Annotated in this window: 22 protein-coding genes; 9 read left to right on the forward strand and 13 right to left on the reverse strand. The window is 68.3% G+C overall.

Going from position 1 to position 23,979, the window contains the following annotated elements; translation table 11 throughout:
• Positions 1 to 42: 42 nt before the first annotated feature.
• On the forward strand, positions 43 to 1,569 hold the full coding sequence (locus tag AC3WRI_RS12540) for an aldehyde dehydrogenase (NADP(+)) (RefSeq protein ID WP_011616366.1): 1,527 nt from the start codon (positions 43 to 45) through the stop codon (positions 1,567 to 1,569).
• Positions 1,570 to 1,735: 166 nt separating this feature from the next.
• Here AC3WRI_RS12540 and AC3WRI_RS12545 read toward each other — a convergent pair whose 3' ends face one another.
• The 3 genes from AC3WRI_RS12545 to gudD form a co-directional block, all read right to left on the reverse strand.
• Positions 1,736 to 2,734 (reverse strand): Bug family tripartite tricarboxylate transporter substrate binding protein, encoded by a 999-nt coding sequence (locus AC3WRI_RS12545; RefSeq protein ID WP_011616365.1) that lies wholly within the window; start codon positions 2,732 to 2,734, stop codon positions 1,736 to 1,738.
• 101 nt (positions 2,735 to 2,835) lie between these two features.
• Complete coding sequence (locus AC3WRI_RS12550; RefSeq protein WP_492293390.1) at positions 2,836 to 3,858, reverse strand: Bug family tripartite tricarboxylate transporter substrate binding protein; 1,023 nt, start codon at positions 3,856 to 3,858, stop codon at positions 2,836 to 2,838.
• An 82-nt stretch (positions 3,859 to 3,940) separates the two neighbouring features.
• On the reverse strand, positions 3,941 to 5,296 hold the full coding sequence (gudD, locus tag AC3WRI_RS12555; RefSeq protein ID WP_439669580.1) for a glucarate dehydratase: 1,356 nt from the start codon (positions 5,294 to 5,296) through the stop codon (positions 3,941 to 3,943).
• A gap of 154 nt (positions 5,297 to 5,450) precedes the next feature.
• On the opposite strand from gudD, the gene AC3WRI_RS12560 reads away from it, so the two are divergent.
• Entirely contained in the window at positions 5,451 to 6,215 is a 765-nt protein-coding gene (locus AC3WRI_RS12560; protein ID WP_011616363.1) for a FadR/GntR family transcriptional regulator, read from the forward strand.
• A 66-nt stretch (positions 6,216 to 6,281) separates the two neighbouring features.
• Here AC3WRI_RS12560 and AC3WRI_RS12565 read toward each other — a convergent pair whose 3' ends face one another.
• Positions 6,282 to 6,911, reverse strand: a complete 630-nt coding sequence (locus AC3WRI_RS12565) for a response regulator transcription factor (RefSeq protein WP_010814027.1) — start codon at positions 6,909 to 6,911, stop codon at positions 6,282 to 6,284.
• Between the two features lie 293 nt (positions 6,912 to 7,204).
• Between AC3WRI_RS12565 and fusA the strand changes: the two genes are divergently transcribed.
• Positions 7,205 to 9,310 carry an elongation factor G gene (gene fusA / locus AC3WRI_RS12570; RefSeq protein WP_010814028.1) on the forward strand — a complete coding sequence of 702 codons (2,106 nt, stop codon included), beginning with the start codon at positions 7,205 to 7,207 and terminating at the stop codon, positions 9,308 to 9,310.
• Positions 9,311 to 9,402: 92 nt separating this feature from the next.
• On the opposite strand, the gene AC3WRI_RS12575 is transcribed toward fusA, so the two are convergent.
• Positions 9,403 to 10,425, reverse strand: coding sequence for a DUF1338 domain-containing protein (locus AC3WRI_RS12575; RefSeq protein ID WP_492293391.1), 1,023 nt, complete (start codon positions 10,423 to 10,425; stop codon positions 9,403 to 9,405).
• A gap of 188 nt (positions 10,426 to 10,613) precedes the next feature.
• Between AC3WRI_RS12575 and AC3WRI_RS12580 the strand changes: the two genes are divergently transcribed.
• The 3 genes from AC3WRI_RS12580 to AC3WRI_RS12590 all read left to right on the forward strand — a co-directional run bounded on the left by AC3WRI_RS12580 (position 10,614) and on the right by AC3WRI_RS12590 (position 13,684).
• A complete protein-coding gene (locus AC3WRI_RS12580; RefSeq protein ID WP_010814030.1) occupies positions 10,614 to 11,531 on the forward strand; it encodes a LysR substrate-binding domain-containing protein in 918 nt (305 codons plus the stop codon).
• Between the two features lie 423 nt (positions 11,532 to 11,954).
• Complete coding sequence (locus AC3WRI_RS12585) at positions 11,955 to 13,058, forward strand: porin (RefSeq protein ID WP_010814031.1); 1,104 nt, start codon at positions 11,955 to 11,957, stop codon at positions 13,056 to 13,058.
• A 200-nt stretch (positions 13,059 to 13,258) separates the two neighbouring features.
• A complete protein-coding gene (locus AC3WRI_RS12590; RefSeq protein ID WP_010814032.1) occupies positions 13,259 to 13,684 on the forward strand; it encodes a PRC-barrel domain-containing protein in 426 nt (141 codons plus the stop codon).
• A gap of 13 nt (positions 13,685 to 13,697) precedes the next feature.
• On the opposite strand, the gene AC3WRI_RS12595 is transcribed toward AC3WRI_RS12590, so the two are convergent.
• From AC3WRI_RS12595 to AC3WRI_RS12605, 3 genes are read right to left on the reverse strand one after another with little or no spacing between them, the layout of a single operon-like run.
• Positions 13,698 to 14,060, reverse strand: coding sequence for a DUF3325 domain-containing protein (locus AC3WRI_RS12595; protein WP_439669579.1), 363 nt, complete (start codon positions 14,058 to 14,060; stop codon positions 13,698 to 13,700).
• Positions 14,057 to 15,700 (reverse strand): PepSY-associated TM helix domain-containing protein, encoded by a 1,644-nt coding sequence (locus AC3WRI_RS12600; RefSeq protein WP_492293392.1) that lies wholly within the window; start codon positions 15,698 to 15,700, stop codon positions 14,057 to 14,059. Before AC3WRI_RS12600 ends, AC3WRI_RS12595 begins: the two co-directional genes overlap by 4 nt.
• On the reverse strand, positions 15,700 to 15,993 hold the full coding sequence (locus AC3WRI_RS12605; RefSeq protein WP_010814035.1) for a DUF3649 domain-containing protein: 294 nt from the start codon (positions 15,991 to 15,993) through the stop codon (positions 15,700 to 15,702). The genes AC3WRI_RS12600 and AC3WRI_RS12605 overlap by 1 nt, the downstream gene beginning before the upstream one ends.
• 676 nt (positions 15,994 to 16,669) lie before the next feature.
• Here AC3WRI_RS12605 and fur point away from each other — a divergent pair.
• Both fur and AC3WRI_RS12615 read left to right on the forward strand, forming a co-directional pair.
• The gene (gene fur / locus AC3WRI_RS12610) at positions 16,670 to 17,158 is read left to right on the forward strand and encodes a ferric iron uptake transcriptional regulator (protein WP_011616358.1); all 489 of its coding nucleotides are present in this window, start codon (positions 16,670 to 16,672) and stop codon (positions 17,156 to 17,158) included.
• A gap of 28 nt (positions 17,159 to 17,186) precedes the next feature.
• On the forward strand, positions 17,187 to 17,450 hold the full coding sequence (locus AC3WRI_RS12615) for a hypothetical protein (RefSeq protein WP_010814037.1): 264 nt from the start codon (positions 17,187 to 17,189) through the stop codon (positions 17,448 to 17,450).
• A 22-nt stretch (positions 17,451 to 17,472) separates the two neighbouring features.
• On the opposite strand, the gene AC3WRI_RS12620 is transcribed toward AC3WRI_RS12615, so the two are convergent.
• Positions 17,473 to 17,802, reverse strand: a complete 330-nt coding sequence (locus tag AC3WRI_RS12620; RefSeq protein WP_010814038.1) for a helix-turn-helix domain-containing protein — start codon at positions 17,800 to 17,802, stop codon at positions 17,473 to 17,475.
• A gap of 314 nt (positions 17,803 to 18,116) precedes the next feature.
• Complete coding sequence (locus AC3WRI_RS12625) at positions 18,117 to 19,046, reverse strand: DMT family transporter (RefSeq protein ID WP_492293393.1); 930 nt, start codon at positions 19,044 to 19,046, stop codon at positions 18,117 to 18,119.
• A gap of 519 nt (positions 19,047 to 19,565) precedes the next feature.
• Here AC3WRI_RS12625 and AC3WRI_RS12630 point away from each other — a divergent pair.
• Positions 19,566 to 19,889 (forward strand): PadR family transcriptional regulator, encoded by a 324-nt coding sequence (locus AC3WRI_RS12630; protein WP_010814041.1) that lies wholly within the window; start codon positions 19,566 to 19,568, stop codon positions 19,887 to 19,889.
• A gap of 82 nt (positions 19,890 to 19,971) precedes the next feature.
• On the opposite strand, the gene AC3WRI_RS12635 is transcribed toward AC3WRI_RS12630, so the two are convergent.
• The 3 genes from AC3WRI_RS12635 to AC3WRI_RS12645 form a co-directional block, all read right to left on the reverse strand.
• Positions 19,972 to 21,000 carry a putative 2-aminoethylphosphonate ABC transporter substrate-binding protein gene (locus AC3WRI_RS12635; protein WP_010814042.1) on the reverse strand — a complete coding sequence of 343 codons (1,029 nt, stop codon included), beginning with the start codon at positions 20,998 to 21,000 and terminating at the stop codon, positions 19,972 to 19,974.
• A 61-nt stretch (positions 21,001 to 21,061) separates the two neighbouring features.
• Positions 21,062 to 22,789: a putative 2-aminoethylphosphonate ABC transporter permease subunit gene (locus AC3WRI_RS12640; protein ID WP_439672290.1), complete on the reverse strand. Its 1,728-nt coding sequence runs from the start codon at positions 22,787 to 22,789 to the stop codon at positions 21,062 to 21,064.
• Positions 22,786 to 23,880, reverse strand: a complete 1,095-nt coding sequence (locus AC3WRI_RS12645; protein ID WP_058697755.1) for a putative 2-aminoethylphosphonate ABC transporter ATP-binding protein — start codon at positions 23,878 to 23,880, stop codon at positions 22,786 to 22,788. Before AC3WRI_RS12645 ends, AC3WRI_RS12640 begins: the two co-directional genes overlap by 4 nt.
• Between the last annotated feature and the right edge of the window lie 99 nt (positions 23,881 to 23,979).

Raw genomic sequence — 23,979 nt, forward strand, 5'->3', positions numbered from 1 at the left:
CGGCCGGCGTTCCCGTTCCAAACGCTGACAAGGAATCCTTCCATGCACATCACCGGCGACATGCTGATCGGCGCGCAAGCCGTGCGCGGCACCGAAGCCCTGCTGCAGGCCATCAATCCCGCCACCGGCGAAGCCCTGGGCCCTGACTTCCATGGCGGCGGCCAGGCCGAGGTCGAGCGCGCCTGTGCGCTGGCCGAAGCCGCTTTCGACACCTACCGCAACACCACGCCAGAGCAGCGCGCGGCCTTGCTCGAAGCCATCGCCACCGGCATCGAGGCGCTCGGCGACACGCTGATCGAACGCGCCCACCTGGAAAGCGCGCTGCCGGTCGCGCGCCTGCAGGGCGAGCGCGGCCGCACCGCCGGCCAGCTGCGCCTGTTCGCCACCGTGCTGCGCGAAGGCCGCTGGCAGCAGGCCACCTTCGACCCCGCACTGCCCGAGCGCAACCCGCCGCGCCCGGACCTGCGCATGCAGCGCATCGCCATCGGTCCGGTAGCAGTGTTCGGCGCCAGCAACTTCCCGCTGGCGTTCTCCGTGGCCGGCGGCGACACTGCCTCGGCGCTGGCCGCGGGCTGCCCGGTCGTGGTCAAGGCGCACCCGGCGCACCTGGGCACGTCGGAACTGGTGGGGCGCGTGATCCAGCAGGCCGTGCAGGACGCGGGCCTGCCCGAAGGCGTGTTCTCGCTGCTGGTCGGGGCGGGCAATGCCATCGGCACGGCACTGGTCACGCATCCGGCAATCCAGGCGGTGGGCTTCACCGGCTCGCGCGCCGGCGGCCTGGCGCTGATGCAGGCCGCCCAGCGCCGCCCGCAGCCGATCCCGGTGTATGCGGAGATGAGCAGCATCAATCCGGTGTTCCTGCTGCCCGCGGCGCTCGATGCGCGCGGCGAGGACATCGGCCGCCAGCTGGTGGATTCGCTGGTGATGGGCGTCGGCCAGTTCTGTACCAACCCCGGGCTGGTGATCGGCATTGAAGGCCCCGCGCTCGACAAGTTCCGCGCCGCGGCGCTCGGCGCGCTGCAAGGCAAGCCGGCGGCGACCATGCTGACGCCCGGAATCCATGCCGCCTTTGAGCAAGGCGTGGCGCAGCTGTCGTCGCTCGACGGCCTGCAACGCATTGGCGATGGCGTCGACGGCAACGGGGCCAACCAGGCGCGGCCAGTAATGTTCGAGACCACCGCGGCGCAGTTCATGGCGGATCACCGGATGCAGGCCGAGGTGTTCGGGCCGTCGACGGTGCTGGTGGTATGCCGCGATCTCGAAGAGATGCTGGCGGTGGCGCGACAGCTTGAAGGCCAGCTGACGGCGACGATGCAGCTCGACGATGCCGACCACGCGGCCGCGCGGCGCCTGCTGCCGGTGCTGGAACGCAAGGCCGGGCGGGTGCTGTGCAATGGCTACCCGACTGGGGTCGAGGTTGCCTATGCGATGGTGCATGGCGGGCCGTTCCCGGCGACTTCGGATGCGCGTTCGACTTCAGTGGGAGCGACGGCGATTGACCGGTTCTTGCGGCCGGTTTGTTATCAGAACCTGCCGCAGGCGTTGTTGCCGGAAGCGGTGAAGGGTTGATCGCGCAGGCCCCGCAGTGCGCGGGGCTTTTTTCTTATTGGGGGGTCTTCGCTAGATTTGGGAAGCCCTGCTTTGGCTTGTTGCCATGCGGTCGGTTGTCGCCCTTGGCAACAACAAAAACACTCCGCAAATCTGCGAAGAACCAGCTACGGCCCGCGAGCCCAGATCAAGCCTCCAGCTTGATCCCCGCCTGCTTCACCACCCCCGCCCATCGCGCCTGCTCGGCAACAAAGAACTTCCCGGTCTCCCCGGGCGTCATCGTCACCACCTCCGCCCCCTGGGCCACCAGCTGCGCGCGCAGATCCGGCGCGCGGATGATGCGGATCAGCTCGCCGCTGAGGCGCGCCACCATCGCATCGGGCATGCTGGCCGGAGCCATCACGCCCTGCCACGTCCCGGATTCAAAATTCGGCACGCCCTGCTCGGCGATGGTCGGCACGTTCTGCAGCAGCGGCATGCGCGTGCGCTTGGACTGGGCGATCAGCTTGAGCTTGCCCGACTGCACGTGCGGCAGCGTGGCCAGCATACCGTTCATCAGCACCTGGGCGCTGCCGCCCACGGTATCGGCAATGGCCTGCGAGCCGCCCTTGTAGGGTACGTATTGCCACTTGGCGCCGGTGGCCTGCTCCACCGCCACGCCGGCCAGGTGCGGCGCGCTGCCGATGGCGGTCACGGCGAAGTTGAGCTGGCTGCGCTGCGACAGCGCCACCAGTTCCTTCACGCTGGCCGCCTGCACCGACGGATGCACCACCAGCAGGTGCGGCGAGTAGGCCAGCATCGACACCGGCTTGAGGTCCTTGGCGATATTGAAGGTCAGCTTGGTATAGACCGACGGGCTGATCGCCAGCGCGCCGATATCGCACAGCATCAGCGTGTGGTTGTCGGTGGCCTGCGCGACCAGTGCCGCGCCGACGTTGCCGTTGGCACCGGGGCGGTTGTCCACCACCACTGACTGGCCCAGCGCCTCGCCCAGCTGCTTGCTGATCAGGCGCGCGATGATGTCTGACGAGCCGCCGGCGGTGTACGGCACCACCAGGCGGATCGGGCGGGTGGGCCAGTCCGGTCCGGCGTGCGCCGCCGAGGACAGGCCCGCGAGCGGACCGGCTGCCAGGCCGGCGGCCAGTGCGGAGGATTGCTTGAGGAAGGTGCGGCGTCCCTGGGTCATGCTGTTGTCTCCTGTCGATGACGCGAGCGCCGGCGCGGCACGCTATGCGTGCATGCCCGGCGCGTTCTGTGCTGCAGTGTCTGGGGTTCAGTGCGATGGCTTCAGTCCAGCGCGATCTTGCCCTTCTCGATCACGGTCTTCCAGCGCAGCAGTTCCTGCGCCTCGAACTGGTTGAACTGCTCGGGCGTGTTGGCCACCACCTCGAAGCCGCTCTCGGACAGCTTCTGGCGCATCTTCGGGTCGTTCAGCGACGACACCAGGGCGCCGTGCAGGCGGCTCTTCACCTCGGGCGGCAGGCCGCGCGGCGCAGCAACGCCCTGCCACGAGTACACCTCGACGTCCTTAACGCCGGCCTCGGCCATGGTCGGCACATTGGGCAGCACCGGCGAGCGCTTGTCGGAGGTCACCGCCATGGCCTTGAGCTTGCCGGTGCGGATGTGCTGCAGCACGGCGTTGACGTTCTGGAACGACACGTCGACCTGGCCGGCAAGCAGGTCGGAGATGGCCGGGCTGCCGCCCTTGTAGGGCACGTGCAGGCCGTCGGTGGCGCTCTTCTGCCAGAACAGCGCAGCAGTCAGGTGGTCGGACGAGCCCGCGCCGGACGAGGCAAAGCTGACCTTGCCCGGATTCTTCTTCATGTAGGCCACCAGTTCCTGCAGCGTATTGGCCGGGAACTGCGGATTGGCCACCAGCACGTTGGGCGCGCGCACCGCCACGGTCAGCAGGTCGAAGTCCTTGGCCGGGTCATAGGCCAGGTTCTTCTGCAGGAACGGGTTCACAGCATACACGCCGATCGACGCCACCATCATGGTGTAGCCGTCCGCCGGCGCGCGCTTGACGAAGGTGGCGCCGATGGCGCCGGTCGCGCCGGGGCGGTTGTCGATGACGAAGGGCTGGCCCAGCTTTTCATTGAGCGGCACGGTCAGCATGCGCGCGATGGCGTCGCTGGAGCCACCCGGCGGGAACGGCACCACCACCGATACCGGGCGTTGCGGCCACTCCTGTGGCGCGGCGTATGCGGCGGCGCTCACGGTCAGGGCCGCCACCGTGACGACAGAGCCGAGCGCAAAGGCGCGCAGCCAGTGAGGCAGGCGCAGGGCGCGCTGGCGTTGGAACGTGTACATCGTTGTCTCCTGCAGTGTCTTTATCAGATCAGCCAGCCGTGCCGATCACGGCAGCGGCCGGTTGGGCGTTGCCGGTACTGCGTCAGCGCACCATGCAGGGCGCCTTGTTGTTGAACTTCCAGCCGGGGATCAGGAATTGCATCGCCGCGGCATCGTCGCGTGCGCCCAGGCCCTTGCGCTGGTACAGCTCGTGCGCGCGCGCCAGGGCATCCATGTCGAGCTCCACGCCCAGGCCCGGGGTCTTGGGCACCTGCACCAGGCCGCCTTCGATCCGCAGCGGGTTGCGGGTCAGGTTTTCGCCGTCCTGCCAGATCCAGTGCGTGTCGATGGCAGTGACGCGCCCCGGCGCGGCGGCGGCCACGTGGGTGAACATCGCCAGCGAAATATCGAAGTGGTTGTTCGAGTGCGAGCCCCAGGTCAGGCCCCATTCGGCGCACATCTGCGCCACGCGCACCGAGCCCTGCATGGTCCAGAAGTGCGGGTCGGCCAGCGGGATGTCGACCGACTGCAGCCGCACGGCGTGCCCCATCTGGCGCCAGTCGGTGGCGATCATGTTGGTGGCGGTGGGCAGGCCGGTGGCAGTGCGGAATTCGGCCATGATCTCGCGCCCGGAATAGCCGTCTTCGGCGCCGCACGGGTCTTCGGCATAGGCCAGCACGCCGCGCTTGTCGCGGCACAGGCGCACGGCCTCTGCCAGCGACCAGGCGCCGTTGGGATCCAGCGTTATGCGCGCCTTCGGGAAGCGTTCGGCCAGCGCCAGGATCGCTTCCATCTCTTCGTCGCCGCTCAGCACGCCGCCCTTGAGCTTGAAGTCGTTGAATCCATAGCGCTCGTAAGCGGCTTCGGCCAGGCGCACCACGCCCTCGGGCGTCATCGCCCCTTCATTGCGCAGGCGGAACCACGCGTTGTCGGCATCGGGCTCGGTGCGGTAGTCCAGCGTGGTGCGCTGGCGATCGCCGATATAGAACAGGTAGCCGAGCATCTCCACGGCGTCGCGCTGCTGGCCTTCGCCGAGCAGTGCGGCCACCGGCACCTCGAGGTGCTGGCCGAGCAGGTCGAGCAGCGCCGCCTCGAGCGCCGTCACCGCATGGATGGTGATGCGCAGGTCAAAGGTCTGCAGGCCGCGGCCGCCGGCATCGCGGCTGGCGAATGCCGCGCGCACGCGGTTCAGGATGGACTGGTACTGGCCGATGGGCTGGCCCACCAGCAGCGGCCGCGCGTCTTCCAGCGTCTGGCGGATGCCCTCGCCGCCCGGGACCTCGCCCACGCCGGTGTGGCCGGCGCTGTCGCGCACGATCACGATATTGCGAGTGAAGTACGGGCCATGGGCGCCGGACAGGTTCATCAGCATGCTGTCATGCCCGGCCACGGGCACCACGGTCAGTTCGGTCACGACCGGGGTGTGGGCGGACGCCATGGGGGCGGCGGTTGGGGTCATCTCAGGGTTGTCTCCGGCATTTCCGATGGCGGGCGCAGTATTGTTCACTGGACCATCACTTCGCGTATGTTATCTGTCATCATATGACTGATAACCCAGTATAATGAGGCCATCTCGAACCGGTCAAGTCCGGGAAACCCCGCCCGTATCCACCATGCCGAACTCCACCTCCGCCCAGTCCGTTCCGCCCGTTTCTGCGCCGCTGCGCCGCCGCGGCCGCACGCTTGCCGAAGAAGTGGTGCAAGCCCTTGGCGAAGAAATCCGCCAGGGCCAGCTCAAGCCCGGCAACAAGCTGCCGACCGAGTCGGAGATCATGGCGTCGATGGGGGTCAGCCGCACCGTGGTGCGCGAGGCACTGTCGCGGCTGCAGGCCAGCGGCCTGGTCGAGACGCGCCACGGCATCGGCACCTTCGTGCTGGCGCGCGCGGCCGAGGCGCCCTCGCCCTTCCGCATCGGGCCGGACGCGCTGGGCACGGCCATGGATGTGATGGCGATGCTGGAATTCCGCGTCAGCCTTGAGGCCGAGGCCGCGGGCCTGGCCGCGTCGCGCCGCACCGACGCGCAGCTGGCCGCGATGCGCCAGGCGCTGGACGAGCTCAAGCGCAGTGCCGGCGCCGGCAACGACGCCGTGGAGAGCGATTTTGCCTTCCACCTGGCGATTGCACGCGCCACCGGCAACCGCTATTTCACCGACATCATGGGCCACCTGGGCACCATGGTGATCCCGCGCAGCCGCCTGCAGGTCAGCACGCCCGAGCGCGAGCAGTACCTGGACCGCGTCAGCATCGAGCACGAGAACATCTACGACGCGATCGAGCGCCGCGACCCGGACGGGGCCAAGGCCGCCATGCGCATGCACCTGACCAACAGCCGCGAACGGCTGCGCAAGGCCTCGGCGCCGGCCGGCGCCCAAGGCTGAGCGACGCGCGCGCACTGGATGGGTGCGGCCGCCAAGTCATACGATGTCTAATGATATGGACCGAGATCAGGGGGTCAGCCGGCAACGCCGCGCAAAGTCCACCAGCTCCACCAGGGACGAGACCTGCAGCTTACCCATGATGCGTGCCTTGTAGCTGCTCACGGTCTTGTTGCTGATAAAGAGGCTGGCGCTGATGGCCTTGTAGGACATGCCGCGCGCCAGCATCTGCAGCACCACCAGTTCCTTGTCGGAAAGGCGCCGCAGGATCTCCTCATCCGCCGACATGGCCTGGCGCGGCGCGCCGCCGCGGCTGAGCACCGGGAACACGGTATAGCCCGCCAGCACCGCCTCGACCGCACGCAGGATTTCCTTGATGTCCTGGGTCTTGCTGACGAAGCCCTGCGCACCGGCCTGCCATGACCGGCTGATGAACACCGCCGGGTCCAGCGCCGTCACCACCAGAATGCGCACCTGCGGATGGATCGCGCGCAGGCGCGGCGCCACATCCAGCCCGCTGGAGCGCGGGATGTCCAGGTCGAGCAGCACGAGGTCCGGCGTGCGCGCGCGCACCAGCTCGATGGCGCACTGTCCGTTGTCTGCTTCGATCACCTCGTCTACGCCAAGCAGCTGCAGCAGATGGTGCCTGAGCACCAGCCGCATCGCCGGATGGTCGTCAACGATCAGGATGGTTGTCATGCGTGGCTTCGTAGTCCGGGAACGCATCGGCGACGGCGCGCATTCTGCCCGGGCATGGGATGGCAGGGCGATTGACACGCGGGGCGCGATGCTGCGCCAGTATAGGGAGCCGCGGACGCTGGCAGGATGGGAGAAATCGGTTTCGCATGAGGCCGAATCCTAGGCCCGCCTCAGACACGCGCTCATGCCGGAGCACGGGGCCGTGGCGGTGTTGCCCCTGCGCACGGCAGGGACAACGGCAAACAGCCAGTGGTGCTACTCTATTCAAGCGTGTTTCATCCATGGAGAACACTGTGCCTCGCAAGACCCCCATCGAGCGCTACCGCAACATCGGCATCAGCGCGCATATCGACGCCGGCAAGACCACGACGACCGAACGGATCCTGTTCTACACGGGCGTCAACCACAAGCTGGGCGAAGTGCACGATGGCGCGGCCACCATGGACTGGATGGAGCAGGAGCAGGAGCGCGGCATCACCATCACGTCGGCCGCCACCACTGCCTTCTGGAAGGGCATGGCCGGCAACTACCCCGAACACCGCATCAACATCATCGATACGCCGGGACACGTCGACTTCACCATCGAAGTCGAGCGCTCCATGCGCGTGCTTGACGGCGCCTGCATGGTCTACGACGCCGTCGGCGGCGTGCAGCCACAGTCCGAGACGGTCTGGCGCCAGGCCAACAAGTACGCGGTGCCGCGCATTGCCTTCGTCAATAAGATGGACCGCGTCGGCGCCGACTTCTTCCGCGTGCAGACGCAGATCGCCGACCGCCTCAAGGGCCGCGCCGTGCCGATCCAGATCCCGCTGGGCGCCGAGGACCATTTCCAGGGCGTGGTCGACCTGGTCAAGATGAAGGCCATCGTCTGGGACGATGCCAGCCAGGGCGTGCGCTTTGCCTACCAGGACATCCCGGCGGACCTGCTGGCGACCGCACAGGAATGGCGCGACAAGATGGTCGAAGCCGCCGCCGAGGCCGACGAGACGCTGCTCAACCAGTACCTGTCGGGCGAGCCGCTGACCGAGGAGCAGATCAAGCGCGGCCTGCGCAAGCGCACCATCGCCAACGAGATCGTGCCGATGCTGTGCGGCAGCGCCTTCAAGAACAAGGGCGTGCAGAGCATGCTGGACGCGGTCATCGACTACCTGCCCTCGCCCGCCGACGTGCCGGCCATCCTGGGCCACACCGAAGACGACCGCGAAGCCGAACGCCATCCCAACGACGACGAGCCGTTTGCCGCGCTGGCGTTCAAGATCATGACCGACCCCTTTGTCGGCCAGCTGATCTTCTTCCGCGTCTATTCCGGCGTGGTCAAATCCGGCGACACCGTCTACAACCCGGTCAAGGCCAAGCGCGAGCGCCTGGGCCGCATCCTGCAGATGCACGCCAACGTGCGCCAGGAGATCAAGGAAGTGCGCGCCGGCGACATCGCCGCGGCCGTCGGCCTGAAAGAAGCGACCACCGGCGACACCCTGTGCGACCCCGACAAGGTCATCATCCTGGAGCGCATGAGCTTCCCGGAACCGGTGATCTCGCAGGCAGTGGAGCCCAGGACCAAGGCCGACCAGGAAAAGATGGGCATTGCGCTGAACCGCCTTGCGCAGGAAGACCCGTCCTTCCGCGTGACCACGGACGAGGAATCCGGCCAGACCATCATCTCCGGCATGGGCGAGCTGCACCTGGAAATCCTGGTCGACCGCATGCGGCGCGAGTTCGGCGTGGAGGCATCGGTCGGCAAGCCCCAGGTGGCCTACCGCGAGACCATCCGCCAGCCGGTCAAGGACGTGGAAGGCAAGTTCATCAAGCAATCGGGCGGACGCGGCCAGTACGGCCACGTGGTGCTCAACCTCGAGCCGATGCCGCACGGCGGCGGCTATGAGTTCGTCGATGCCATCAAGGGCGGCGTGGTGCCGCGCGAGTTCATCCCCGCGGTGGACAAGGGCATCCGCGAGACCCTGCAGTCAGGCGTGCTGGCCGGCTACCCGATCGTCGACATCAAGGCCACGCTGGTGTTCGGCTCCTACCATGACGTCGACTCGAACGAGAACGCATTCCGCATGGCCGGCTCGATGGCGTTCAAGGAAGGCATGCGCCGGGCCAGGCCCGTCCTGCTGGAGCCGATGATGGCCGTCGAGGTGGAAACGCCTGAGGAATTCACCGGCAACGTGATGGGCGATCTGTCGTCACGACGCGGAATGGTGCACGGCATGGAAGACATCGCCGGTGGCGGCGGCAAGATCGTGCGCGCCGAGGTGCCGCTGGCAACCATGTTCGGCTACTCCACCACGCTGCGCTCGCTGACGCAGGGGCGCGCGACGTACACGATGGAGTTCAAGCACTATGCCGAGGCGCCGGCCAATGTGGCTGAGGCGGTGATATCGACGAAGCGGGGGTAACAATGGTTTGCTCCCCTCCCCCGCGTGCGGGAGAGGGGCCGAGGGAAAGGGCCGGCGCATCCACGCGCCCGCGCCCTCCTCCTTCATCGCAATCAGCAGGCCGCCGCCGTCATCTTGAAGATCCCCTGCGCATTCCCGGCATCAAACCCCAGGTCATAACGCTGCGGCGCTGCCGCTTCATCGGCAAAGCGATCGCGCGTGATGAACTCGTAGAACGATCCCGGCACGTCCCGCTCCACCGTCTCGCCGTGCGCGCCGACGAAGGCGCGGCGCACCGTATCCGCGCGGAACGCGGTCTGCTTGACGCGGCCGCTGCGCGAGACTTCGACCCTGTCCTTCATCGGCCGGCCCAGCTGCTTCTGCTGCTCGGCGAGCGCGAACACGTCGTCGACGCGGTCGGTGGCGTGGTTGAAGGCGTTGCCTTCGGTGGCGACCCAGGCCATCTCGGCCGATTCACTGAGCAGCGTTTCATAGTCGGCCAGGCTCGGGGTGGCGTGCTGGCGCTCGAAGCATGGCACCAGCAGGCCGACCAGCTCGGCGCCGTCGGCCAGGTCCAGCGCGCCGTCGCGCTCCAGTTGCCACAGCAGGGTCTGCGCGCGCGGCGTGAGCGGGTCGGCGGAGGTGCCGGTGACGCGGCTGACGGCGGCGCGGAAGGCGTCGCTGAAGCGTTCCGGATGGAATTCGCTGAGGAAGAACTGGGCGATGCCCTCGGGCGCGTCGGCATGCGCGTATGAGCGACCGGTCATGCCGATGCGGTCCAGCGGATAGGTGCCGTTGAGCACGTAGCCGAGCGGGCGCAGGATGCGGGTGAAGGCGGCCTCGCCTTCGGGCAGCGCGCCGTTGTCGCGCCACTTGACCGTGCGCAGCGCGCCGTGGTCGAAAGTGACCTTGCCGCCGGCGGCGGCAACGTCGTCGGTGTAGGCGCGGCCGCTCGGCACGCGCTCGAGGATGCCGCCGAACAGCACCATGTTCAGGGCCTGGGCGATTTCCGCGCGGCTGGCACGGCCCTGCGGGGCCTGCGGCAAATCCGCGGGCAAGGTGACCAGCGCGAGCAGTTGCGCGGCGCGGGCGGCGCCGACGTTGGCGGTGAGAAGCGTGGAGAGATTGGAGGTCATGGGCACAAACAGGTGAGCACTGGGATGGCAGCCGGGCTGGCGACGATACGCGGGGCAGGATAGGGGCACCCCCATGGCGCGCACAAGCGCGCATTGCGCACAACGTTGTGCGTGCGGCGCACGACCGCGGTAGCGGTGCGGCCTGGCGCCGCTGTTTATACTGTCAGCCTTCCTTCCCTCGCAGTCCCATGAGAAACGACATCCCCAACCTGGGCGCGCTGCAGGCCTTCGAGGCCTCGGCGCGGCTGGGCAGCTTTACCCGCGCCGCGGCAGAGCTGGCGCTGACGCACAGCGCGGTGGGGCGGCAGGTGGCGCAGCTGGAGCAGCGCCTGGGCGTGGCGCTGTTCACACGCGTGCGCCGGCGCCTGGAGCTGACCGATACCGGGCGCGAATACGCCGCGCGCATTCGCCGGCACCTGGACCACCTGCAGCGCGACACGCTGGAAATCACCACCGGCCGGGCCATGGGCTACACGCTGGAGCTGGCGGTGGTGCCCACCTTTGCCACCCAATGGCTGATCCCGCGCCTGCCGGACTTTGCGCGGCGCCATCCCAATGTGACGGTCAACCTGGCGGCGCGCTCGCAGCCGTTCTCGTTCCAGGAATGCGCCTATGACGCGGCGATTTATTTCGGCGACCAGTTCTGGCCCGGCACGCGCGGCGGCGTGATCTTCCGCGAAGGCGGCATGGTGCCGGTGTGCAGCCCCGCCTTCCTGGCCGGGCATCCCGTGACCGACGCCGCCAGCCTGGCGCGCTGCCGCCACCTGCACCTGAGCACGCGCGCCAACGCCTGGCGCGACTGGTACGCGGCACAGGGCTGGGCCTATGACCTGGCCGCCTCGCGCGGGCCGCGCTACGAGCTGTTCACGATGATGACGGCCGCCGCTACGGCCGGGCTTGGCATCGGCCTGGCGCCGCGCCTGCTGATCGAGCGCGAGCTGCAGACCGGCCAGCTGGTAATCCCGCTGGCGGGCATGCTGGACGAACAGCAGGGCTACTACTTCGCCTATCCGGAGGGCCGGCCCGAATCCGAAGCGCTGGCGGCCTTCCGCAACTGGATCCTGGGCCTGTCGCGCGATGCGCCGGCCACCGCTGCCGGCAACTGATCGCGCCGCCTCGCTGCGCCCGATGACGCACTTTCCGGGGGCATTTGCGCAATGCAGGTAAACTAGCGCCTGTTCGCCGCACCCGGGACGACCCGGAACATGCCTCCCCAGTCATATCGGCCCAGGCCGCCATGACTGCCGAAGTGGGCGCCGGCGAACCCGCTCAATGGCCTTCGGGCCGCTCCCGTGGCGCCGGCAACCGGCGCTGCCCAAGGCTTGCCCGGCAACACTGCCGGCATTCGCCGCCAACCAGGCATCGCCGCCCACTTCGACCTTCGCCCGGGCCCTGCGCGTCCGTTGCGCTGCGCCCGATGACGACCCGCGCGCCCCCGCGCGGGACTGGAACCCGCAGGCCATCGGCCTGACGGATCCGCGCCGGCGCGCTGCAAGCACCGGGGCGGGTCGGACTTCCGGAGGAAATCCATGAACCAGACAGCCAGCCACTGGCTGCTGGCGGCCGGGCTTTTGCCTTTCGTCGCCCTTGCCGCCCTCGCCGGCACCAACGCCCACGCCGAGCCAGGCGTGACCCTGTACGGCATCGCCAGCTCCGCCGTGCGCTACACCTCCAACCTGGATGGCCACCACAACGGCCAGGCCGCACTGGTCTCCGGCGGCATGGTCGGCAGCCGCTTCGGCCTGAAGGGCGATGAAGACCTGGGCGGCGGCAACCACGCCATCTTCCGGCTCGAGGCCGGCATCGGCAGCGACGACGGCCGCTCCAGCTACAACACGCTGTTCGGGCGCCAGGCCTATGCGGGACTTTCCGGCGACTGGGGCAGCCTGACCTTCGGGCGCCAGTACAACGCGCTGAACAATATTGGCTGGGCCTTCAATCCGCTGGACCAGGGCTGGGGCAATTTCTGGTCCGACCCGCTGTATATCGGCGGCGACATCTTCTTCCAGGACTACCGCATCAACAACAGCATGGTCTACAAGAAGACCGCAGGACCGTTCACGCTGCAGTTGGACTATGGCACCGGCGAGCAGCCCGGCAGCCTGGCGCGCGGCATCACGCTGGGGGGCGGGCTGATGTTCCAGCAGGGCGCACTGGCGCTGGGCGCGGCCTATGACCAGCGCAAGAGCGCCGACGGCGGCAACACCGTGCGCAACTACTCGGTGGGCGGCTCCTACGCTTTCGGCAAGGCCACGGCCTACCTCGGGCACATGGGCCGGCGCGAATCGGCGGGCGACGCTCGCTTCAATATTGCCTTTGCCGGCCTCGGCTACCAGCTCACGCCGGCGCTGCACGTCTCGGGCGCCTACTACCGCTACTGGCAGGGCGGCAACGTGACCACGCAGTTCCAGGACGTGCCGGCGCTGCTGGGCAGCGGCAACGCCGACAGCATCGCCGTGGTGGCCGACTATGCGTTGTCCAAGCGCACCAGCGTATACCTGGAAGCCGATGCCGTGCACGCGCGCGGCGGCGCGGTCGGACGCGAGACCGAATACTGGGCCGGCGCGCCCGCCGCGGGCGTGGACAGGACCACGCGCGTGGGCGTCATGCTCGGCATGCGGCATCACTTCTGAGGATCGCGGCGGCACCACCGGGTGCCGCTGCAGGAAGGCACGCGGCGCCATGCTGACGCGCCTTTTTTTCCATGCCGCGCGAAAGAATTACCACGGCGGCAGCCGGCAACTTCAGCCCCATGCGTACGGCGCCACAAACGGCGCAGGCATGGTCATTGCGCATGCCATGCATTCCAACGTCCTGCGACAAGGAGCACAGCATGCCGAACCAACCTCCCACCAGTGAAGGCGCGGCCATCATCGGTTCAGGCGTGGGCGAAGGCCCGGGCCCTGAAGTGATGGCGGCATCGAGCCTTGACGGCACCAAGGCCTATTCATCCGATGGCGAACACGTCGGCAAGATTTCCGAGATCATGCTGGATGTGCCGCACGGCCGCATCGCCTACGCGGTGCTGACCACCGGCGGCTTCCTCGGCATTGGCGACACGCTGCACGCCATCCCATGGAATGCACTGGTCATGGACACCGACGAGAAATGCTTCCGGATTGCGGTGACGGCAGACCGGCTCAAATCCGCACCGGGCTTCAACAAGGACAGCTGGCCGAGCATGGCCGATCCCCAGTGGGGCAAGTCGCTGCACGAGTACTACGGCCGCGATCCGTACTGGGTGCCCCCGCCGCTGTAAGGCTGCGCAGGGGCTACATCCAGGTTGCAAGCAGCCAGCGCGCGGCCAGCGCGGCCAGGCCGATACCCGCCACGCCCGGCAGCAGGCGCTGCACCGCGCGTGGCGCATAGGACAGGCCCAGCGCCACGGCAAACGCGCTGGCGGTCAGCGTGCCAAGCCACGACACCGTTCCCAGCGGCCCGCCGTCGGCAGCAACGTGGAGCGACCAGGTTAGCGCGAGCGCGCCGGCACCCGCCGCGCGCAGCCCAGCCACCGAGCGCCGCGACGGCATGCTGCCGCGGCCATGGATATCGGCATGGTGGCGGTCAAGCGACAGCGCCAGTGCGGCGAATCCTGACAGCGACAGTGCGAAGGCAGCCAGCATATTCATGCTCATGCGGGCTCCTGCGTGACGGCAGCCACTTCGGCCACCTTCTGCGGCTGGCGTGACGTGCGCCGCGGTGCCGGCTGCCCGCGTCCGACCATCCAGGCCGCGGCTGCCAGCGCGATACCGAGCGTCAGCGTCACCAGGTCGAAGCCAGCCACCGCCGCCGGCCCGCGCCCCTGCATCAAGGTCACGCCCAGGTGCGATCCGGTGGTCAGGGCGTTGAGCACCGGGACGCCCCCGAACAGCGCCGCACCCACCCACAACTGCGCGCGCCACATGCCACGCGCGGGACGCAGCAGCGCCAGCAGCGCGCAGGCGGCCCAGGCGATGAAGAACCAGCGGACCTCCGCTTCAGGCCGCTGCGCCAGTTCCACCGGCAACAGGCGGTTGGCCCAGAAGTAGCTGGCAAAGGCAATCGGCAGGCCGGCGATGGCGCCGATGTTCAGCGCCTCGACCAGGCGCAGGCCAACGCCGGGCCGAGCACCTGCAGCCAGCGCCTTGGCCTGCTGCTGGCGCGTGCGTACCGCCCACAGGATCGCCCCGGTAGCCACCATGGCGGTTCCGGCAAGGCCGCACAGGAAGAACAGCGCGCGCAGGCCTGGTGAAGCAAAGCCGGCGATATGCAGGCCGGTCATGACGCTGCGCGTCAGCTCTGCCGCTGACTTGTCTTCCGCGTACGCGCGCAGCATGGCGCCGCTGGTGCCGGAGAATTCAAGCGTGGACGCATCGTGTGCCAGCGTGGTCGGCTCGGCACGGGTCAGCGCCACGGTGGCATTGGCATCGCCCGGCAGGTTCACGGTGATGCGCCGCGGCGCGGCCCCCTGCCAGCGGCGCTCCGCCTGCGCCACCATGTCTGCCACGCTTGCCAGCGCGGCGGGCGTGCCCGCTGCGCTGGCTGGCCGCGGACGCAGCATCGCCTCGGCCTGGAAAGCGCGCTCGCCGCCGCGATAGGCGGCCTCGATGCCCCAGGGCATATACATGAACAGCAGCGTGACCAGCCCCGTGTAGGTGATCATCAGGTGGAATGGCAGCGCCAGCACCGCCAGCGCATTGTGCGCATCGAGCCAGGATCGCTGGCCCTTGCCGCGCCGGAACGTGAAGAAGTCGGCAAAGATGCGCCGGTGCGTGATGACGCCGCTGACGATGGCAACCAGCATGAACATGGCGCAGAAGCCGGCGATCCAGCGCGCCCACCTGGCCGGCATGTAGTGCAGGTCGAAATGCAGCCGGTACAGGAACTCGCCGCCGCGGGTCTCGCGCGCGGCCTGCAGCGGCGCGCCGGTGGCCGGGTCGAGCAAGCGGCTGTCGAACCGGCGCGGCTTGCCGTCGGCATCGCGCGGCGCCTGGCCCGGCTTGTAGACCCACCGCACGGTGGCGGCCTGGCGCCGATCGTCGGGCAGCGTGATGAACCAGCGCGCGGCATCGGGTGCCTGCCGGCTGAGGTAGCGCACCGCGTTCTGCGCCACCCGCGTGGCCGGCACCTCGGCGGCGGGCGCGGTGCGATGCAGCTCGGGCCGCATCCACAGCGAGATCTCTTCCTTGAAATAGCTGGCGCTGCCGCCGCAGAACATCAGCAGCAACACCCAGCACACCAGCAGGCCGCTCCAGGTATGGAGCCATGCCATCGACTGCCTGAAACCTGCCCGCATCAGCCGCCCCGTCCCACGGCCAGCAACGCCAACAGCAGCGCGGCCGGCAGCGCCAGCCCGGCCCAGGCTCGCCACGCGCTGCGCACCGCGAAGACCCAGACCACCGCCGCGGCATAGACCGCGAAGGACAGCAGCGTGGCCGTCGTCACGGCATCGGGCCGCGCCATCGGCAGCCACACGGACAGGGCCGCGGTGGCCAGCGCCGCCAGCGCGTAGCCGCCAGCAATGGCCGCGACCGCGCGCGAGGCCACCCCGGCGCGATAGCGCCAGCCGGAAGCGTGGGCCTGGCTCATGCCGGCACGCGCAGTACTGCGCCGCAGGCCAGGCCGGCCGTCACGGCTGGGGCTGACTGCAGCGGCATGCCAGAGACGGGGCGGCGATGGCGGGAGGAAAGTCGATACATGGCGCAGGACCGGGGCAAGAAATCGTTACGAATGATAACAATTCGCATTATTACCCTCAAGGTCGTACATTGCGCCACCGGGCCACCCTCAAGAAATGAGGCCACCCGTAAAATTTTCCTTGTAATGAGATCGATTCCCATTTACCATCCGATCACTGCCTGACGCACGACGCACCTCCCGACAGGCAGACCGGCCAGGTCCGGCGCGCCGCGGCACGCGGCAGCAACCGAAGCTGGCAGGAACGACAGGATTTCCGGATGCCGCCGCTGCGGCATTCGACACCGACTTTTGTGGGGACCGCTCCGTCACGCGGAGCGTTTGGCAGTAGCCAGTCTTCGGAAGATCGGGAAAGCAACCAGACCCCGCTTTCCCGATCGCGTCTTCCGGTGACAAGCCAGGCCATCTTTTTATTCCGCGCGTCGTGCAGGCACGGCGCGCCGCCAGGGACGGGGGCGCCAGCACTGGTCCGGCCCTGGCGCTTCAGCCTGAAATCCCGCCAAGCCATCGACGCCGCCCGTGCGCGGCGCCAGGCCGGGCGCCGCCCTGCGCGCGGGGCGCCAGCCGCATGCCAATGCCTTCCGCCATGTCATTCGAGAGCACAAACCCGATCCATCTCAAGCGCGCCGGCCTGAAGGCCACCTCGCCGCGCATGCGGATCCTTGAAGTGTTCCGCACCAGCGCCCGGCGCCACCTGAGCGCCGAAGACGTCTACCGCATCCTGCTGACGCAGGACGAGGACGCGGGACTGTCCACGGTGTATCGCGTGCTCAACCAGCTGGTGCAGGCCGACATCCTGCTGCGACACAGCTTCGAGTCCGACCACGCCGTGTTCGAACTCAACGAAGGCGGCCACCATGACCACCTGATCTGCGTCGCCTGCGGCCGCGTGGAGGAATTCCGCGATGAAAGCATCGAGCAGCGCCAGCGCCAGGTAGCCGCCGACAACGCCTTTGTCTTGCGCGAGCACATGCTGGTGCTGTACGGCGTCTGCCCGCAATGCCGGGCCGGCGCCACCGAGGCCGAACCCACGCCGGAGCTGCCCGCCCGGGCGTAAGCTCGCCGCGCACCTGACGGAGCCATCCATGGAGCGCCTGAACAAGCCCCTGTCCGAACTGAAACGCCTGATCAACCTGTGCCTGCGGCAGGAGCCCGGCTGCCACGACTGCCAGCTGCGCGCGGTCTGCGTGCACCGGCCCGACCACACCGGCTGCAACTGGAGCGCCGAAGTCGATTTCCCCGAACGCAGCGAAGCCGACGCCGTGCGCCACCTGCGCCAGGCACGCCGCGTGGTGATGATGGTGCGCGAGCAGTACAACGTGGCGGCGGGCACGGCGGCACAGGCCTGAGTCAGGGACCTCGCGTCCTGGCTCAGATATCGAGTTGCGCTGCAGTGATGCCGAGTGCGGCGGCAATGCGCTCACGCGAGGTCTTGCGCAGGCGGGTGCTGTTCTCCTGCTGCGCATAGGCTGGCTGTGAAATGCCGAGGCGCACTGCGACGTCTGCCTGGGTCAGGCCAAGATGCTCGCGCCAGGCGCGCAGAGGCGGCACGTCATCGGCTAGCACGCGACGCACGACCGCATGCGGAACCAGATCACTGGCGCGCGCATATTGCGAGAGGTAGTCCCCATAGGGAATCACGACAAACGCCGGCTTGCCATCCGGCCCGATGATCGTCTGGATGTTAGTAGGTGCGTTCATCCCGCTTTCTCACTTCCTGTATTTCCACGATTCATATCGCTCCGTCCCCGTCGGACAGCACCCGGTAGTTGCCGACTCCGAGCCGATAGCCATAGGCATGGTTGGCTAGCGCTTTGACATGTTGGCAGTTCGGCATATGCCCCAAGTCCTCAATCGCATCAAGGATCGTGGCGCGCATTGGCTTGTCGAGCTTTCGGACTTGCCTCGTGGCCTTCGTTGCCCAATATATCGAGTTCATCACTCGAATATAAGAAATTTATAAGCAATAAAGGCGTTATGGCAATGAATATAAGTTTATTCTTATCCAGAGGCGCTCAACGTTTGACCGCTACACCACCTGCCGGACTGGCGCCGTGCTCCACCCCCGTCACCGGCCGCAACACCAGCCATACCGCCACCCCGATCAGCACGCCACCCGCCGCGTGCGCCCACGACAGTGCCTCGCCCAGGAACAGCGCGCCCCAGACGATGCCGAACGGCGGGATCAGGAAGGTGACGCTCAGCGAGCGCACCGGGCCCAGCTCGGCAATCAGTCGGTAATACAGGATGTAGGCCAGCGCCGTGCACAGCACGCCCAGCCCCAGCATGGCCGCCCACACGCCGGCGCCGGCAGCGGGCAGCGTGTTGTGGCGCCACAGCGCGGCGAGGCAGAAGGGCAGCAGGAACACGGTGGCACCGACCATGCTGCCGGCGGCGACCAGCCGGCTGTCTAGCCCGCCGCGCCGCGTGATCCAGCGCCGCGCGAGAAAGCCGGAGAGGCCGTAGCAGGCGGTGGCCGCCAGGCAGGCCAGCGCGCCCAGCAGCACGTCGGTCGAGAACGCCACCGGTCCGGTGCGGGTCAGCACCGCGACGCCCGCCACGCCCAGCAGCACGCCCAGGGCCTTGGCGCGCGTGAGCCGTTCGGAAAACGCCAGCGCGCCGATCAGCACGCCCATCAGCGGGGTCATGGCATTGAACACGGCCGAATAACCGGCCGGCAGCCACAGCGCGGCGATGGCGTACATGACAAACGGGATACCGGAATTGACCACACCCAGCGCCAGCACCGCCGGCCATTTGCCCTGCATATCCCAGCGCAGCTTCAGCAGCGGCAGGCATGCCGCCAGCGTGAGCGCGCCGATCAGCACCCGGGCGAACGCGGTCGGCATCGGTCCCAGCGCCGGCACGCCGACGCGGATAAACAGGAAACTGGCGCCCCAGATGGCGGCCAGGGCAAGCAAGCGGGCGAGATCGGCGGGTTTCATCAGGGGAACCGGGAGGCGCGGGTTGGAGGTTGCCGCGATTTGACGCCTGTGCAGCGCATGCCGCAAGCCGGATTCGGACCTGTGCCCCGCCGTCGCCACGATGGCGATCCGCTTTCCGCCAGGAATTTAGGTGATGTTGACTGATTTACGACATTTTCGAGCGCCGCTCCCTGCACAATCTCACGCCAATTCGTCACTTTTCCAATCAAAAGCTTTCATCATCACCCCACGCTGGAGGGGGGCTGTTACCGGCGCGTGACAAGCCGCCTTCGATTAAATTAAACTCTGGTCTGCGCCAGAGTTAATTGACCCCTCCGACGCATTCCCGACAAGCCGCCAGGGCTCCTGGCGGCTTCTTTTTTGTCCGAACGGGTAAAATGCGCCTTGCCCGGCGCATGAGCACTGCCAGTCCAGCAGGATGACAGGTGCCGCGCCACAGGCATCACAAGGCCTGCAAACCCCGAGTTCCGGACGGCGCCTGCGTCAACCGGCGCGGCGTCTGCCGCGTTGCCAGTCCACATGAAACGACAGTTCCTGGGCCTGCTGGCCCGCGTCTACGTCCTGCAATTCGCGCTTGAAGTCCCGGCTACGGTGGCCATGCTTGCCGACATGTTGCTGGAATACGGCTTCCAGGTCGATATCGGCTCAGTGCGCCCGTTGCTGCGTGCCCTGCAAATGGAAGGCTATCTGGAAAGCGTGCTGCGCGACGGCATCGGCCGGGTCTACCTGCTGACCGAGCGCGGCCGCGAAGAGCTCCAGGCCAGCCGCCAGCGCATCGACGATCTCTACCGCCGCCTGCACGCCGGCCAGCCGGCCACCGACGAAGTGCCGCACCAGGCCTGATCCGGCCAGGGCGGCCGCCGCGGCGCGGGGAGCGTACCCGTTTCTGCGGGCCATCTCCTCGCCGCCGGGCGCGCCGTGTGCCTTACTTCTTCTCCGCCTTCCCTTCATAGCGCTTGCTCCATTCAGCCAGGATGCGGTCGCGGTTGTCGCTCGCCCAGCGGAAGTCGTTCTTGATCAGGCGCTTCTCGTAGTCGGCGGGCAGCAGCGCGTCGGGCCTGGCAATGCCGGGCACGGCCAGCACGGCAAAGTTCTTCTCATACAGCGCCATCGCTTCACGCGAGGCCGAGAAGTCAGCCAGCTTGCGCGCGGCGTCCAGGTTCCTGGTGCCCTTGACGATGGCGGTGGCCTCGATGTCCCAGCCCAGGCCTTCGCTCGGCAGCACGATATCGATCGGCGCGCCTTCCTTCTTCGACTTCATGGCACGGTACTCGAACGCAATGCCGATCGGGAACTCGCCCTGCGCGGCCATCTTGCACGGCTTGGAGCCCGAGTGCGTGTACAGGCCGATGTTCTTGTGCAGGGCATCCATGTACTGCCAGCCCTTCTGCTCGCCCATCATCTGCAGCCAGGCGCTGACATCGAGGAAGCCCGTGCCCGACGAGGCCGGGTGCGGCATCACCACCTTGCCCGCGTAGATCGGCTTGGTCAGGTCGGCCCACGAGGCCGGCTTGGGCAGGCCCTGCTTCTGCGCCTCTACGGTGTTGAAGCAGATCGCCGCGCCCCACACGTCCATGCCGACCCATGCCGGCGGATTGGCCGGGCTGCGGTACTTGGCATCGATCGCGGCCAGGTTCTTCGGCGCATACGGGTCGAGCATGCCTTCCTTGTCCAGGATCGCCAGGCTGGAGCCGGCCAGGCCCCACACCGCATCGGCGCGCGGCGCGGCCTTTTCCGCCAGCAGCTTGGCGGTGACGATGCCGGTGGAATCGCGCACCCACTTGATTTCGATATCGGGATGCACCTTCTCGAACGCGGACTTGTAGGCGGCGATCTGGTCGGCTTCGAGCGCGGTATAGACCGTCAGCACGGTGGCGGCGCTGGCGTTGCCGGCCAGCATCGGCAGGGCGGCCGCGGCGGCAAGCGCCGCGACAAGGTTGGTGATGCGGGACATGGTTTCTCCTTGGGTTCGGTGAGTGTTCCGGAATGCAGGGGTACGGCGAATCGGGCAAAGGTCAGCCGGCGCGCCAGCGTTGTGCGCGGCGCAGCCAGCCGGCCGAGACCGCGTGCAGCAGCAGGGCCGCCAGCACCGAGGTCAGCAGGATCAGCGTCGACATCGCGGCAGCGGGCGCGGTGTCGCCGGCATCGTCCATGTTCAGCACCGAGATCGCCGCCAGCACGGTGTCGGGGCTGTACAGGAAAATCACCGCCGAGACCGTGGTCATCGACGACACGAAGAGGTAGCGGAAGATATCGAGCAGTGCCGGCAGGCACACCGGCACGGTCACGCGCCAGCACGTCACCAGCGGCGCCACCCCGAGCGACAGCGCCGCGGCCTCGAACTCGTTGTCGAGCTGGCGCAGCGCCGCGGCCGCGGTCAGATGGCCGGTGGTGTAGCAGTGCGCCACGTTGCACAGCACCAGCAGCGCCATGGTGCCGTACAGCGCGTGCAGCGGATTGCCGGGCGCGTTGAAGAAGAACACATAGCCCAGGCCCAGCACCAGCCCCGGCACCGCCATCGGCAACAGGAAGCCCGCGCGCAGCACGCCGTGCAGCCAGGCCGGGCCGCGCGTGCGCAGCGTCAGCCAGGCGCCCAGGAAGATCGCCGCCGTGCCCGCCAGCGCGGTCAGTGCCGACAGCTTCAGGCTGTTGCGGTAGGCCAGCCAGCCGCCGCCGTCCATATTGTCGAAGTCGTAATGCGCCAGCGTCAGGCCCAGGTTGTACGGCCACAGCTTGACCAGCGACGCGCCCAGCGCGGTGGCGATCACTGCCAGCAGCGCGGCACTGACCAGCGCCACCAGCAGCAGGCACGCGCCGTCGCGGCCGCGCTCGGGCGCCGGCACATACACCTGCGCGCGGCTGCCCATCTGTGTGCGCTGGCGCTGCTGCATTGCCATGTCCACGGCAAAGGTCAGCAGCGCGGGCGCCAGCAGCAGCATGCCGATCAGCGCGCCGCGGTCGAACTGCTGCTGCCCGACCACCGCCTTGTACGCTTCCAGCGCCAGCACCGGATAACCGCCGCCCACCACCTTGGGTACGCCAAAGTCCGTGATCACCAGCGTCAGCACCAGGCAGGCGGCGGCGAACAGGCCCTGGCGCGCGCCCGGCAGCGTGACCGTGCAGAAGGTACGCCACGGGCTGGCGCCCATCGCGCGCGCCGCCTCATAGAGGCGCGCATCGGCCAGCGACAGCGTCGCCACCAGCACCATCAGCGCATGCGGGAAGGTGTAGAAGGCCTCGCCCAGCACGATGCCCCAGAAGCCATAGATGCCGCCTTGCCCGAAGGCGCCGCGAAAGATGCCCTGGTTGCCGAACAGGTAGACCAGCGCGATCGCCGGCAGCAGCGACGGCGCAAACAGCGGCAGCAGCGCAATGCCGCGCCACAGCGGCCGCAGTGCGATGCAGGAACGCTGCAGCGCATAGGCAAAGCCAAATGCCAGCGGCACCACCAGCGCCACCACCGCCAGCGACACCGCCACGCTGCGGCCGAGCATCGGCAGGAAGTTGGAGCTGGTCACCAGCGCCGCCATGCGCGCGCCCAGCGCCCATTGCCCCGCCGCATCGAACCACGCCTGGCGGAACAGCGCCAGCAACGGCAGCAGCAGGCCGACGGCCAGCCCGGCCAGCCAGAGCCACTTCATCGCGGCCGGGGCACCGTGCGCCAGCCGGGAGGCCAGGCCGGTGCCGCGCGGCGATGCTGCCTGCGTAGCCTCGGGCAGGACGGCAGTGACCGCGCGCATCATGCAAACACCCGCAACGCCTGCGCGGGCAGCGCAATCCAGAACTTGTGGCCGCCCGCGTCGGGCAGCCGGTGCCGCGCCTCGCGCGCCACGTCGGCAAACAGGGTCAGCCCCGGCAGGCGATCCGCATCCAGCGCCAGCCGGTAGCGGTTGCCGAGGTAGGTCTGGTCGACCACGCGCGCCAGCAGCCGGTTGGGCTCGGCAGGATCCGGGTCCAGCCGCACCGCTTCCGGGCGGCAGCACAGCCGGCCGGCGGATGCCGCCGGCTGCGGCGAGTCGACCAGGAAATCGACGGCCTGGCTGCCCTCGCCGACGGTGAAGCGCCCGGCCTGCACGCTGCGCCCCGGCAGCCAGTTGGCCTGCCCGACAAAACCGGCGACAAAGGCCGACGCCGGCTGCTCATAGATTTCGGCGGGAGTGCCGGCCTGCACGATGCGCCCGCCGTCCATCACGGCAATGCGGTCGGCCATGGTCATGGCCTCTTCCTGGTCGTGGGTGACCATCACGGTGGTGATATTCAGCCTGCGCTGCAGCTGGCGCAGCTCCAGCCGCAGGTGTTCGCGCACGCGGGCGTCGAGTGCCGACATCGGCTCATCAAGCAGCAGCAGCGAAGGCGCCGGCGCCAGCGCGCGGGCCATCGCCACGCGCTGCTGCTGGCCACCGGAGAGCTGGCCCGGGAACTTGCGCTCGCTGCCGGCCAGGCCGACCAGGTCGAGCATCTCGGCCACGCGCGCGTCGCGGTGCGTGCGTCCCATGCCGCGCCCGTGCAGTCCATAGGCCACGTTCTGCGCCACGGTCAGGTTGGGAAACAGCGCATAGGACTGGAACAGGATGCCGTAGTCGCGTGCCTGCGGCGGCAACCCGCTCAGTTCACGCGCGCCGGCATGGATGCGTCCTGCGTCCTCGCGCTCAAGTCCCGCGATGATGCGCAGCAGCGTGGTCTTGCCGCACCCGGACGGGCCCAGCAGGCACAGCAGCTCGCCCTGCCCGACCGACATCGACACGCCGTCCAGCGCCACGAAGCTGCCAAAGCGCTTGCTGACCTGCTCCACCGCCAGGAACGCCCGGCCCTCCCCGGACTTGCCTGCCTGCATCACCGAATCTCCGCAATCTCAATTGAATCGGTCGCCAGCATAGGCAGCGCAGATGCCAGCCGTGTGGCAGATCGGCAAAGTATTTCGATGGAGGTATCG

Source organism: Cupriavidus sp. FW305-27 (assembly GCF_058787995.1).